13 protein-coding genes are annotated in these 11,881 nt (G+C 70.1%); 8 read left to right on the top strand and 5 right to left on the bottom strand.

The annotated features are described in order from the left end of the window. Positions 1 to 65 precede the first annotated feature (65 nt). Genes mnmG through VEC04_RS08925 form a run of 6 tightly spaced genes read left to right on the top strand, consistent with a single transcriptional unit; the run spans position 66 to position 5,090 of the window. On the top strand, positions 66 to 1,922 hold the full coding sequence (gene mnmG / locus VEC04_RS08950) for a tRNA uridine-5-carboxymethylaminomethyl(34) synthesis enzyme MnmG (protein WP_324775966.1): 1,857 nt from the start codon (positions 66 to 68) through the stop codon (positions 1,920 to 1,922). Continuing rightward, positions 1,919 to 2,548 (top strand): 16S rRNA (guanine(527)-N(7))-methyltransferase RsmG, encoded by a 630-nt coding sequence (gene rsmG / locus VEC04_RS08945; protein ID WP_324775964.1) that lies wholly within the window; start codon positions 1,919 to 1,921, stop codon positions 2,546 to 2,548. Before mnmG ends, rsmG begins: the two co-directional genes overlap by 4 nt. Beyond that, positions 2,538 to 3,344, top strand: coding sequence for a ParA family protein (locus VEC04_RS08940; RefSeq protein ID WP_324776027.1), 807 nt, complete (start codon positions 2,538 to 2,540; stop codon positions 3,342 to 3,344). Before rsmG ends, VEC04_RS08940 begins: the two co-directional genes overlap by 11 nt. A 28-nt stretch (positions 3,345 to 3,372) precedes the next feature. Beyond that, a complete protein-coding gene (locus VEC04_RS08935; RefSeq protein WP_324775962.1) occupies positions 3,373 to 4,266 on the top strand; it encodes a ParB/RepB/Spo0J family partition protein in 894 nt (297 codons plus the stop codon). A 1-nt stretch (position 4,267) separates the two neighbouring features. After that, a complete protein-coding gene (locus VEC04_RS08930; RefSeq protein WP_324775960.1) occupies positions 4,268 to 4,900 on the top strand; it encodes a class I SAM-dependent methyltransferase in 633 nt (210 codons plus the stop codon). 4 nt (positions 4,901 to 4,904) lie between these two features. After that, the gene (locus tag VEC04_RS08925; protein ID WP_324775958.1) at positions 4,905 to 5,090 is read left to right on the top strand and encodes a hypothetical protein; all 186 of its coding nucleotides are present in this window, start codon (positions 4,905 to 4,907) and stop codon (positions 5,088 to 5,090) included. Positions 5,091 to 5,093: 3 nt separating this feature from the next. Here VEC04_RS08925 and holA read toward each other — a convergent pair whose 3' ends face one another. The 4 genes from holA to VEC04_RS08905 form a co-directional block, all read right to left on the bottom strand. After that, positions 5,094 to 6,146, bottom strand: coding sequence for a DNA polymerase III subunit delta (gene holA, locus VEC04_RS08920; RefSeq protein ID WP_324775956.1), 1,053 nt, complete (start codon positions 6,144 to 6,146; stop codon positions 5,094 to 5,096). A gap of 10 nt (positions 6,147 to 6,156) precedes the next feature. Beyond that, a complete protein-coding gene (gene lptE / locus VEC04_RS08915) occupies positions 6,157 to 6,642 on the bottom strand; it encodes an LPS assembly lipoprotein LptE (RefSeq protein ID WP_324775954.1) in 486 nt (161 codons plus the stop codon). Then, positions 6,642 to 9,209: a leucine--tRNA ligase gene (gene leuS / locus VEC04_RS08910; RefSeq protein WP_324775952.1), complete on the bottom strand. Its 2,568-nt coding sequence runs from the start codon at positions 9,207 to 9,209 to the stop codon at positions 6,642 to 6,644. Before leuS ends, lptE begins: the two co-directional genes overlap by 1 nt. 64 nt (positions 9,210 to 9,273) lie before the next feature. Next, positions 9,274 to 9,714 carry a DUF3576 domain-containing protein gene (locus VEC04_RS08905; RefSeq protein ID WP_324776025.1) on the bottom strand — a complete coding sequence of 147 codons (441 nt, stop codon included), beginning with the start codon at positions 9,712 to 9,714 and terminating at the stop codon, positions 9,274 to 9,276. Between the two features lie 331 nt (positions 9,715 to 10,045). On the opposite strand from VEC04_RS08905, the gene VEC04_RS08900 reads away from it, so the two are divergent. Continuing rightward, entirely contained in the window at positions 10,046 to 10,447 is a 402-nt protein-coding gene (locus tag VEC04_RS08900; protein ID WP_324775950.1) for an NtrZ family periplasmic regulatory protein, read from the top strand. A 1-nt stretch (position 10,448) separates the two neighbouring features. On the opposite strand, the gene VEC04_RS08895 is transcribed toward VEC04_RS08900, so the two are convergent. Then, on the bottom strand, positions 10,449 to 11,102 hold the full coding sequence (locus tag VEC04_RS08895) for a thiamine phosphate synthase (protein ID WP_324775948.1): 654 nt from the start codon (positions 11,100 to 11,102) through the stop codon (positions 10,449 to 10,451). Here VEC04_RS08895 and VEC04_RS08890 point away from each other — a divergent pair. Next, on the top strand, positions 11,101 to 11,820 hold the full coding sequence (locus tag VEC04_RS08890; protein ID WP_324775946.1) for a YggS family pyridoxal phosphate-dependent enzyme: 720 nt from the start codon (positions 11,101 to 11,103) through the stop codon (positions 11,818 to 11,820). The genes VEC04_RS08895 and VEC04_RS08890 overlap by 2 nt on opposite strands. Positions 11,821 to 11,881 lie beyond the last annotated feature (61 nt).

Below are 11,881 nucleotides of genomic sequence, written 5' to 3'. Positions count from 1 at the left end.
TTTCACGTGAAACGGCCATACGGCGCCGGTGGCGAAAGCCGCCGTTTTCCCGTATGTCCGCGCCCATGAAGCGTTTCGACGTCATCGTCATCGGAGGCGGACACGCCGGCTGCGAAGCCGCGGCGGCTTCCGCGCGCGTCGGCGCCGCCACCCTGCTGCTTACCCAGAAGCTCGAGACCATCGGCGAGATGTCGTGCAACCCGGCCATCGGCGGTCTGGGCAAGGGGCATCTGGTGCGCGAGATCGACGCCCTGGACGGCGTCATGGGCCGGCTCGGCGACGTGTCGGGCATCCAGTTCCGCCTGCTCAACCGCTCCAAGGGCGCAGCGGTGCAGGGCCCGCGGAGCCAGATCGACCGCCGGCTGTACCGGGAGGCCATGCAGGCCGAACTGGCCCGGACACCGAACCTTACCCTGATGCCCGGCACGGCCGAGACCCTGATCCTGGACGGCGACCGGGTCGTCGGCGTTGTTACGGGCGAGGGGACTGAGGTCCGCGCCGGCGCCGTCGTCCTGACGACGGGCACCTTCCTCAACGGCGTCATCCACAAGGGCGCCCAGCGCATCCCGGCCGGCCGTCACGGCGAGGCGCCGTCGACGGGTCTGGCCGTCGACCTCTACGGCGCCGGCCTGTCGATGGGACGGCTCAAGACCGGCACGCCCGCGCGGCTGGACGGCCGCACCATCGGCTGGGACCGGCTGGAGATGCAGGCGGCCGACGACGAGCCCGTGCCGTTCAGCTTCCTGACCGACCGCATCGACGTGCCGCAGATCGCCTGCGGCGTGACCCATACGACGGCCGAAACGCACCGGATCATCGCCGGGAACCTCGGCGACAGCGCCGTCTATGGCGGCCACCTGTCCGGCCGGGGGCCGCGCTACTGCCCCTCGATCGAGGACAAGGTGGTGCGGTTCGCCGACAAGACCTCGCACCAGATCTTCCTCGAACCCGAGGGGCTCGACGATCCGACCGTCTATCCCAACGGCATCTCGACCTCCGTGTCCGACGCCACCCAGGCCGCCTTCCTGCGCACCATTCCGGGACTGGAGGCGGTGGAGGTGTTCCGCTTCGGCTACGCCATCGAGTACGACTACGTCGACCCGCGCGAACTGACCCCGGCGCTCGAGGTCAAGAGGCGGCCGGGCCTGTATCTGGCCGGCCAGATCAACGGCACCACGGGCTATGAGGAGGCAGGCGCCCAAGGGCTGATCGCCGGGCTGAACGCCGCCCGCGCGGCCGCCGGCTCCGACCCGATCGTTCTGGGCCGTGACCAAGCCTATATCGGCGTGATGATCGACGATCTGGTCACACGCGGCGTGACCGAGCCCTACCGGATGTTCACCAGCCGGGCCGAGTACAGGTTGACGCTGCGGGCCGACAATGCCGATCAACGGTTGACCCCCCTCGGCATCGCCGCCGGCCTCGTTTCGCCGCAGCGGCAAGCCGCATTCGAAGCCAAGGCCGCCCTGCTGGCCGAAGCGTCGGCTCTGGTTCGGAGCACGACCTACACGCCGAAGGAGGCCGGGGCGCTGGGCATCGCGGTCAACGCCGACGGTCAGCGCCGTTCAGTCCGCGACCTGCTCGCCTTCCCGGGCGTCGACCTGAAGACCTTCGAGGCTGCGCATCCGGAGATCGCCCGCTGGCCGCGCCAGGTGCGGGAGCAGGTCGAGATCGACGCGGGCTATGCCGGCTACCTCGACCGGCAGGCGTCGGACGCCGAGGCGCTGCGCCGGGAGGAGGCGCTGGCCATACCGCACGATCTCGACTACGCTGCCATCGGCAGCCTCTCGAACGAGGTGCGCGAGAAGCTCACGCTGGTCCAGCCGCGCACGCTGGGCCAGGCGGGCCGGATCGAGGGCATGACGCCCGGCGCGCTGACGGCCCTGCTGTCACACGTGAAGCGGACCCGGGTGGACGCGTGACGATCAGCAGCGCGGCCGACTTCGAGGCCCTGACCGGCGCCACGGACGGACAGATTGCGGACCTTCAGGCCTTCATCGGCCGGCTGACCGAAGCCAACGCCGTGATGAACCTCGTCGGTCCCGACACCCTCCCCGACGTCTGGAACCGGCACATATGGGATTCGGCCCAGCTGCTGGGTCTCGTCCCGGCGGCGCGGACCTGGGCCGATCTCGGCGCCGGGGCGGGGTTCCCCGGCGTGGTGCTGGCGATCCTGCTCAAGGGTCGGCCCGACGCCCATGTCTGGCTCATCGACAGCCTCGGCAAGCGTTGCCGCTTCCTCCAGGAGGCGGTCGACGTCCTTGCCCTGCCGGCGACCGTGATCAACGGCCGGGCGGAGGAGCAGGCGCTCAAGGTCGATGTCGTCACCGCCCGCGCCGTCGCGCCGATGGAGAAGCTGCTCGGCTATGCACAGCCTTATCTACAGCGCGGCGCACAGGGGCTGTTTCTCAAGGGGGAAAAGGCCGAGGCTGAGTTGATCGAAGCCCGTAAGGTCTGGCATTTCGAGAGCGACCTCTCCGTCTCGCGCAGCAATCCGCGCGGCCGTATCGTTTCCGTCCGGAGCCTCCGCCGTGTCCATAGCCGGTAAGACTCGCGTCCTCGCCGTTTCCAACCAGAAGGGCGGCGTGGGCAAGACCACCACGGCGATCAACCTCGGCACGGCGCTGGCCGCGATCGGCGAGAAGGTGCTGATCGTCGACATGGATCCGCAGGGCAATGCCTCGACGGGCCTCGGTGTTCCACGTGAAACACGGCGGGTGACCATCTACGACGTCATTGTCGACGGACGCTCGGTCGACGACTCCGCAGTGCAGACGGCGGTGCCCGGACTGCACATCATTCCCGCCGACGCCGACATGTCCGGTGTCGAGATCGAACTGAGCCAGGCCGACCGCCGCTCGTTCCGTCTCCGCGATGCGCTCGCGGGGCAGGGGGCCGAGGGCCAGACCCGGTATGACTATGTCTTGATCGACTGCCCGCCGTCGCTGAACCTGCTGACCCTGAACGCCATGGCCGCGGCGGACGCGGTGCTGGTGCCGCTGCAGTGCGAGTTCTTCGCGCTGGAGGGCCTGACCCAGCTGATGAAGACCATCGACATGGTCCGCCAGAGCCTGAACCCGACGCTGGAGATCCAGGGTCTGGTCCTAACCATGTACGATCGCCGCAACGCCCTGTCCGGGCAGGTCGCGGCCGATGTGCGGGCCCATTTCGGCGACAAGGTCTATGAGGCGGTGATCCCCCGCAATGTGCGGGTGTCGGAGGCGCCGTCGTTCGGCAAGCCGGCCCTGATCTACGACCTGAAATGCGCCGGCAGCCAAGCCTATCTGCGCCTCGCCCGCGAGGTCGTGGCGCGCGAGAAGACCCGGCGACTGCAGGCCGCCTGATGCAAATTCATAGAACGGGATCAATCAGTTGAGCGAACGTCAGCGCGGCCTTGGCCGGGGATTGTCGGCCCTTCTGGGCGAACAGGCAGGCGAGGCGGTGCCGGTCGACGGCTCGGCGGCGCCGGCCGGCGTGCGCATGGCCCCGATCGAGTCGCTGAAGCCGAATCCGGATCAGCCGCGCAAGATTTTCGGTCAGGCGGAACTGGCTGAACTGGGCGAGTCGATCCGCGACAAGGGCGTGCTGCAGCCGATCCTCGTTCGCGCCCATCCGAAGGAGGACGGCGTCTGGCAGATCATCGCCGGCGAGCGCCGCTGGCGGGCCGCCCAACTGGCGCGGCTGACGCAGGTTCCGGTCATCGTCCGCGAGATGGACGACGTGGCGGTGTTCGAGGTCGCGATCATCGAGAACGTCCAGCGCGCCGACCTCAATCCGCTGGAAGAGGCGGAGGCCTACCGCCTGCTGATGGAACGCTTCGGCCGAACCCAGGACGCGGTCGCCGGCGTCGTCGGCAAGAGCCGCAGCCACGTCGCCAACACCCTGCGCCTGCTGCAGTTGCCCGAAGAGGTGCTGTGGTACGTGCGGACCGGCAAGATGAGCGCGGGTCACGCCCGGGCCCTGATCACCGCGCCAGACCCCGCGGCGCTGGCCGGGCAGATCGTCAACGAAGGCCTTAACGTGCGGCAGGCGGAGGCCTTGGCGCGGCGCGCCGCGGAGGGCCCGAAGCCGGGCAGGGCCAGGGTGGGCGCCAAGGCTCCGGCGGGCGAAGGCGGCGCCGACATCGCCGCACTGGAGCAGGATCTGACCGACGCCCTCGGACTGCAGGTGTCGCTGGCCGACCGGGGCGGCAAGGGTGAGCTGACCCTGCGCTACGGCACGCTGGAGCAGCTGGACGACCTGTGCCGGCGCCTGATGCGCGGCTGAGATGACCGATCCGGTCGAGGCGGCGGCCGAGGCGATCATCGGCCTCTACAGCCGGCACGCCGACGATTGGGCACGGATGCGCGACGGGCCACTGAACGCCGACGAGCGACCGCATCTGGACCGCTTCGCCGCGGCCCTGCCCAAGGGAGCGGAGGTGCTGGACCTCGGTTGCGGTTCCGGGCGCCCGATTGCCGACTGGCTGATCCGGCGGGGGTTCCGCCTTACGGGCGTGGACGCCTCACCGGGCCTGCTCGCGCGTTGCCGGGCCGCCTTTCCCGGGCATGAGTGGCGTCTGGACGATATGCGCGGGCTGGATCTGGGCCGCCGCTTCGACGGCGTTCTGGCTTGGTACAGCAGCTTTCACCTGACGGAGGAGGAGCAGGCGGGGATGGCGGCGGCCTACGCCCGGCATCTGCGGCCCGGCGGCACGCTGATGTTCATCGGCGGCCCCGCGCGCGGCGTGGCCATGGGGACATGGATGGGTCAGCCCCTGTATCACGCCAGTCTGGACCCCTCCGAGTACCGCGCCGGACTGGAAGCGGCCGGGCTGGTCGATATCGAGGAGGTGGTTTTCAGGCCGGGAACGGACGCCGCCGCGAGGGTCTGGACGGCGCGGCGAAGCGTGTCAGACTGAGGCCATGACCGAGAAACCGAGCAATCCGACCGCCGAAGCGATGAAGAAGGCGCTGGCCGCCAAGAAGGCCGGCGGCGGCCCCGCCCACACCGGCCTGCAGGGCGCCGCCCGGGCCGAGGAAAAGGCGCAGAAGGCGCGCAACGTGGCGCTGGCCAAGCCCGCGTTCCGCAAGGCCTCGAAGCGGGGCTAGCTCCTACAGACCCAGCCGTCGGGCCCGCGCCGAAATCTCCAGCAGCAGGCGTTCGGCGATCAGCTGATCGGGCGAGCCGGTGGTCTTGGTGGCGATGTCGGCGGCGTTGACGCTGTCCAGCACCCGGTCGAGATCCTCGAGCCGCCAGCTGCGCGCCTGACGCAGCATCTCGGCCTCCTGTTTCCAGAACACGCCGGCGGCCCTGGCGGCTTCCTTGGCCCCGGCGCCATTGGCCTGAAGCACATTGATGCGGCGCAGCTTGCCGAGGTGGATCGAAGCCTGGCGCACCGCCATGACCGGGCTCTCGCCCTCGGCCAGGGCGCGGCGCAGGCCTGACTGGGCCGGAGCCGGGCGGCCTCCGAACGCCTGCAGCGCCGCGTCCTGCAGCGAGGCGTCCGGCTCGACCCCGAGATGCTGTTCCAGCTCGGCGACGTCGATGGTCTTGCCCGAGCCGGGGCCGATGTAGAGCACCAGCCGCTCGATCTCCTGCCGCATCAGGCCGCGCTCGCGGGGCAGGCGGCCGACGAAGCGGTCCAGCGCGTCCTGGGTCAGGCCGACCTTGTCTTCGGCGAGGGCTTCGCGCGTCATCCGGGCCACGTCGCCGGTCTCGTCCTCGTAGCAGGCGATGGCCACCGCGCCCTGCGCCGCCTCGGCCGCCTTGCGCAGGGCGGAGTCCCGGCCGAGCGCGCCCGCCTCGATGACCAGCATGGCGTCAGGATTATAGGCGCCGTCGGCGTGGCTCTTCAGCGCCGCGGCCAGCAGCTTGTCGATCGACGCCTTCTCACCGCCAAGCCGCACCCGCACGAGCCGGCGGCCGCCGATCATCGACAGGGCGGTCAGGGCCTCATCCAGCCGCGCCTCGTCGCCGTCGATATCGCTGTCAGTCAGGACGGTGACGTTGAAGGGGTCGTTGAGGTCGGGGGTGATCGCCCTGCACAGGAGGGTGGCGCGTTCAGCCACCCCTGAGCGGTCCTTGCCATGGATGAGGGCGGCGCGCACCGAGCGGTCCGGCGCCGTCAGGAACCGATCGACCTCGGGCCGTTTCGCCAGGATCATCGGGAGCCGGTCATGGCTGGTCGGGCAGGGCCCGCATCAAGTCGAGCCGGATCTGGCGGGCCAATTCGGCGGCGGCGCGTTCCTCGCCGTCCTGCTGGGCCGCGATGGCGGCGTAGGGCTGGTCGGCGGCGGCGTAGGTCGTGGTCACCGTCTCTACGCCCGACAGCGGAAGGCCGCCCCCGACGGGCGTCAGGGTCCATGCGCCGCGGACGGTCAGCTCATAGCGGGTGGCGGTGTCGTCGATGCGCCGTCCGAGCGGGCGGCGCGACTGCTCGACCGTCGTCTGCAGCCGCCACAGAGGAGCTTGGGAAGCGTCGCGGCCGAGGGCGTCTTCCAGCTGTTCACGTACTCGATAGCCGAGGCGGTCGTCCTGGGTGGTGACTGTGATGCGCGACAGGCTGGAGCCGACGCCCGCCTCGCCGTAGAGCGGCGTGAATCCGCAGCCGGCGAGCGCCAGTCCCATGAGCGCGACAGCGCCGGCAGCCGGGACGCGCATCAGCCGACCACCAGATTGACGATGCGATCCTTGACCACCACGATCTTCCTCACCGTCTGACCCTCCAGCCGCGCCCGAACGTCCGCGTCGGCCAGAACGATGGCCTCGACCTCGGCCGGCTCCAGACCGCGGACGACTCGGATCTCGCCGCGACGCTTGCCGTTGACCTGGATCGGCAGGGTTACCTCGTCGTCCGCCGCCAGCGCCGGATCGTAGACCGGCCACGGCGCGTCGAGGATCATCCCCGCTTCGCCGAGCCGCGTCCAGCCTTCCTCGGCCAGGTGGGGGGTGAAGGGGGCGACCAGCCGCAGCAAGGCCGACAGCGCCTGCCGCCTGGCCTCGCCGCCGGCCTTGCCGTGATCCCGCACCGTCGCGACGAAGGCGTAGAGCTTGGCGATGGCCGAGTTGAAGCGGAAGCCGGAGATGCCCTCGGACACCGCCTTGATGGCCTTGTGCGTCTCGCGGACCAGAGAGGCGTTGGCCTGCTCGTCGCCCGGAAACGAGGGATCGAAGCCGTCGACCTCGGCCCAGACGCGTTGCACGAAGCGGCTGGCGCCCTCGACGCCGCCGGGGGTCCACTGCACGTCGCGCTCCGGGGGGCTGTCGGAGAGGACGAACAGGCGGCCGGCGTCGACGCCGTAGGTATCGACGATCTCCTGAGGGGCGACGACGTTCTTCTTCGACTTCGACATCTTCTCGATGTCGCCGATGGTGAGCTTCGCGCCATTGGACAGGCGCCGAGCGATGCGAACGCCATCCACCGTCTCGATCCGAACGTCAGTGGGCTCGACCCAGACCGGCCGGCCGACCTCGTCAACGCCGTCGGAATAGGTCTCGTGAACCACCATCCCTTGCGTGAACAGGCCGGCGAACGGCTCGCGGACATTCATCAGGCCGGCGTCGGACAGGGCGCGCGAGACGAAGCGGGCGTAGAGCAGGTGCAGCACGGCGTGCTCGACGCCGCCGATATACTGGTCGACCGGCAGCCATCTGTCGGCGGCTGCCTTCGAGATCGGTTCGGCCGCGGTCGGGTCGGCGAAGCGGGCGAAATACCAGCTGGAATCAACGAAGGTGTCGAGCGTGTCGGTCTCGCGCTCGGCCGCGCCGCCGCACGACGGGCAGCTGACATGCTTCCATGTCGGATGGCGGTCCAACGGATTGCCCGGCGTGTCGAATGACACGTCCTTCGGCAACTCGACCGGCAGGTCGGCGGCCGGGACCGCGCCGCACGACGGACAGTGGACGATCGGAATCGGGCAGCCCCAGTAGCGCTGACGGCTGACGCCCCAGTCGCGCAGCCGATAAATGGTCGCGCCCTCGCCCTGGCCGGCCGCCTCGACGCGGGCGATGGCGGCCGCCTTGGCCCGTTCGATCTCCAGCCCGTCGAGGAAACCGGAATGGAAGATCGTCCCGGGGCCGACGTAAGCCTCTGTTCCGATATCAAAATCATCACCCGCGCCATCAGGTCTCACGACCGGGATAACGGGCAGATCGTATTTGCGGGCGAAGTCAAGATCGCGCTGGTCATGGGCGGGACACCCGAAGATCGCTCCGGTCCCGTATTCCGACAGGATGAAGTTGGCGATCCAGACGCTGACTTCGCGGCCGTCAAACGGGTGCAGAACCTTCAGGCCGGTGTCGAAGCCGATCTTCTCGGCCTGTTCGATCTCGGCCTGGGTCGAGCCGCCCTTGCGGCACTCGGCGACGAAGGCGGCGGCGTCCGGGTTCGTTTCGGCCAGCGCGCGGGCCACCGGGTGATCCGGCGCGATGCCCATGAAAGACGCGCCGAACAGGGTGTCCGGCCGGGTGGTGTAGATATCCAGGCCATCCGGGGCGACGTCCGGTGCGGGGCCGGCCCAGCGCCAGGTCATCTGCAGCCCCTTCGAGCGGCCGATCCAGTTCTCCTGCATCAGCCGGACCTTGTCGGGCCAGCGGCCTTCCAGCTCCTTCAGCCCCTCGATCAGGTCGTCGGCGTAGTCGGTGATGCGCAGGAACCACTGGTTCAGCTTGCGCTTCTCGACGATCGCGCCGGAGCGCCAGCCGCGGCCGTCGACGACCTGTTCATTGGCCAGGACGGTGTTGTCGACGGGGTCCCAGTTGACCACCGAGTCCTTGCGGTAGACCAGGCCGCGCCTGAACAGCTCCAGAAACCACGCCTGCTGCTGGCCATAGTAGGCCGGGTCGCAGGTGGCGAACTCGCGCGACCAGTCCAGCGACAGGCCGAGCAGCTTCAGCTGTTCGCGCATCGTGGCGATGTTGGACCAAGTCCAGTCGCCGGGGTGAATTCCGCGCTCGATGGCGGCGTTCTCGGCGGGCAGGCCGAAGGCGTCCCAGCCCATCGGATGCAGCACGTCGAAGCCCTGCGCCCGCTTCGAACGCGCGACGACGTCGCCCATCACATAGTTTCGGGCGTGTCCCATGTGGATGTTCCCGGATGGATAGGGGAACATCTCGAGCACGTAGTATTTCGGCCGGCCGGTCTCGCCCGTCGGCGTGCGGAAGGCGTCGGCGGCCGCCCAGCGGGCCTGCTGGCGGGGTTCGGCGGTCTTGGGCTCGTAGCGGGCCACGATAGTCCTTCAGGCTGCTCCTGAAGGACGCGGCCTTGAGGAGGCTATGGTCGGGAGGTGAGGATCAGCCGGCGTTCTGCAGGTTGAGCTGGCGCGCCTTGGTCAGGATGGCGTTTTCCAGGTCGGTCTCGGTCTGGGCCGCCACGGGGGCGCCGACCCAGCCGCCGGTCGCGTCGCGCACTTCCTTCGTCACCGTGACGTTCAGCGCGTCGGCGCGGAGCCGGGTGTCGAGGATGAACACCGTCGCCTTGAAGCGCTCGTTCGGCGTCTGGGGATCGGTGTACCAGTCGTAGTTGATGACCCCGCCCCACGGATCGGCGTTGGCCAGCGGCATGAAGCTGAGTGTGTCCAGCGTGGCGCGCCACAGGAAGGCGTTGACGCCGATGCCGGCCTGGGCCGCCGTCGCGGGCTTGGCCCCGCCGCCGAAGCCCGGAATCCCGCCGCATCCGCCCAGCATCAGACCCGAGGCGATCAGGGCGATCGCTGCGCCGCGAACCAGCACCATCGAGAAACTCCATTCCATCGAGACGTGCGGCGGGCCTTCCCGCGCACGCGCCGGCCCGCCCTGAGGGTCGAAGCCGAAGCGAAGCTCTATAACACGGCGAAAAGGGGCGATGACAAGGCGAAGTCGCATCAGCGGGGCGGCTTGAGGGCGAACGGGCGTGCGAACCCGTCCCGGGCGACTTCCGACCCGTGACGCTCCCGCCACAGGAGTCCCGCCGAGTCGCCCGGAACCATCGACCAATGGCCACGTTTCGTTGACCGGGCTGACCAGCGGTGTCTAATCGCTGGCGAGAACCGTGGCGGAGGCTCCGTCGCGGCGCGAAGGGCAGGACATGCGCAGAAATGGCGCCGTCATCGCTGGACTGGCCGCGGGGCTCACGCTCCTCGCCGCGGCCGATGTCGCCTCGGCCCAGACGGCTGCGCCGCGCAGCCGCGCCCCCGCCGTCAGCCTCTCCGAAGCCCAGGCCGCGCGCTCGGCCGCCACCCCCGGTCAGTCGCGCTTGCGCTTCACGGAACGCGGTCGCTGGGGCCTGGATCTGAATCTCAGCCAACCGGTCGGCCGCGAGAGCAATCTCGGCGACGTCGAGGCGGGCGCCTACTACCGCGTCAATCCGCGTCTGCGGGTGGGCGCGACCGCCGGCCTGGCCGAGCCCGAGGCGGACCCGGCCCGTCCGCCGCAGACCGACCGCCGGACCGCGCCGCGCTTCCGGCTGGAATCGATCTTCCGCTTCTAGGTCAGTCCGGGCCGAACGCCGCCTGGATCGCCGACACCCCCGCCAGTCCACACGCGCCCGAGCCGATGAGCCCGCAAGCCTTGCCGGCGTCGATTCCGCCCAGGGCGTAGACGGGGACGGGCGACCCGCGCACCAGATCGCCGAACGCCTGCGCGCCGAGCGCCGGCCGTACGGCGGACGCCCCGCCGGCGGGGAACACTGGCGACAGCACCGCCGCGTCGAGCCTGCCAGCGCCGGTCAACGCCGCGGCCGAGTGAACGGCCCCGGTGATCCGCCAGTCGGGCCGAAGCGCCGCCAGTTCCGTCGCCCGGTTCAGCCCCCGCTCCGGCAGGTGAACCCCGTCCGCCTCGATCGTTTCCGCCAGCTCCGCGTCGAGCCCGACCAGCAGCAGCCCGTCCCTTCGACGCGTCGCCTCACGCAGCCGCAGGCCGGTCTCGCGGGCGTCCGCCGCTCCGAAGGCCCGGAACACCACGCCCGACCCGGCCGGCAGCCGCGCGGCCGTCTCCCACGGCCGGAGCGTCCGTTCAGGGTCGGTGAAGAACAGCAGGGGTGGCAGGTTCGGAGCCGGACGGCCGTTCGCGCGGCTGACATCGGCCGCGTCCCGTGCGAGGACGCTGGCGACCTCCCACAGGATCTCCGCGTCGGACCGGTTCATGGCCCCCTCTTCTCCCGATCCCGTTCGCACGTCCAGCACCGTGGCCGATCGCATCGCCGCGGTGCGGCGCAGGGTGGCCGAGGCCGCCCGGACCGCGGTGCGGGAACCGGACGATGTGGTCCTGACCGCCGTCACCAAGACACAGCCGGACGAGGCGCTTCTGGAGGCCCTCGCCGCGGGCCAGAGGGTGTTCGGCGAGAACCGCGTCCAGGAGGCGCAGGCGCACTGGACCGGCCGCCGGGGCGATCACCCGGATCTCGAGCTGCGTCTGATCGGCCCCCTGCAGACCAACAAGGCCGCGGACGCCGTCGCCCTGTTCGAAGTCATCGAGACGCTGGATCGGCCGAAACTCGCCGAGGCCCTCGCCGCGGCGGCGGACAAGGCGGGTCGGGCGGTGCGCGTGCTGATCCAGGTCAACACCGGGGCCGAGCCGCAGAAGGCCGGGATTCTTCCGGAGCAGGCCGACGCCCTGATCCGCCATGCCCGGGACAGGGGCCTGATCGTCGAGGGCTTGATGTGCATTCCGCCGGCGGACGAGGCCGCCGGGCCGCATTTCGCCCTGCTGCGCAAGATCGCCCGGCGCAACGGCCTGAAGGTGCTATCGATGGGGATGAGCGGCGACTTCGAGACCGCCATCCGCTTCGGCGCCACCCATGTGCGGGTCGGATCGGCGCTGTTCGGGGAACGAAAACGCCCTGAAACGTCCTCTAGAGACTGAAAACCGCTCCGCTTCGGCTCCAACCCTTGGCGGAACGGCCGACGCCCGCCATTCTGGTACC

Origin of the sequence: Brevundimonas sp. (assembly GCF_035626535.1) — a bacterium.
Classification (GTDB): domain Bacteria; phylum Pseudomonadota; class Alphaproteobacteria; order Caulobacterales; family Caulobacteraceae; genus Brevundimonas.
This window is presented reverse-complemented; position numbering and strand designations above follow the sequence as displayed.

What these genes read in the sequence shown, in the direction of transcription:
- lptE (WP_324775954.1), bottom strand. Translation starts at nt 6,642, where the DNA reads ATGCGCGTCCCGGCTGCCGGCGCTGTCGCGCTCATGGGACTGGCGCTC.
- VEC04_RS08900 (WP_324775950.1), top strand. Translation starts at nt 10,046, where the DNA reads ATGCGCAGAAATGGCGCCGTCATCGCTGGACTGGCCGCGGGGCTCACG.
- VEC04_RS08895 (WP_324775948.1), bottom strand. Translation starts at nt 11,102, where the DNA reads ATGAACCGGTCCGACGCGGAGATCCTGTGGGAGGTCGCCAGCGTCCTC.
- holA (WP_324775956.1), bottom strand. Translation starts at nt 6,146, where the DNA reads ATGATCCTGGCGAAACGGCCCGAGGTCGATCGGTTCCTGACGGCGCCG.
- mnmG (WP_324775966.1), top strand. Translation starts at nt 66, where the DNA reads ATGAAGCGTTTCGACGTCATCGTCATCGGAGGCGGACACGCCGGCTGC.
- VEC04_RS08890 (WP_324775946.1), top strand. Translation starts at nt 11,101, where the DNA reads ATGGCCCCCTCTTCTCCCGATCCCGTTCGCACGTCCAGCACCGTGGCC.
- VEC04_RS08930 (WP_324775960.1), top strand. Translation starts at nt 4,268, where the DNA reads ATGACCGATCCGGTCGAGGCGGCGGCCGAGGCGATCATCGGCCTCTAC.
- VEC04_RS08905 (WP_324776025.1), bottom strand. Translation starts at nt 9,714, where the DNA reads ATGGTGCTGGTTCGCGGCGCAGCGATCGCCCTGATCGCCTCGGGTCTG.
- VEC04_RS08925 (WP_324775958.1), top strand. Translation starts at nt 4,905, where the DNA reads ATGACCGAGAAACCGAGCAATCCGACCGCCGAAGCGATGAAGAAGGCG.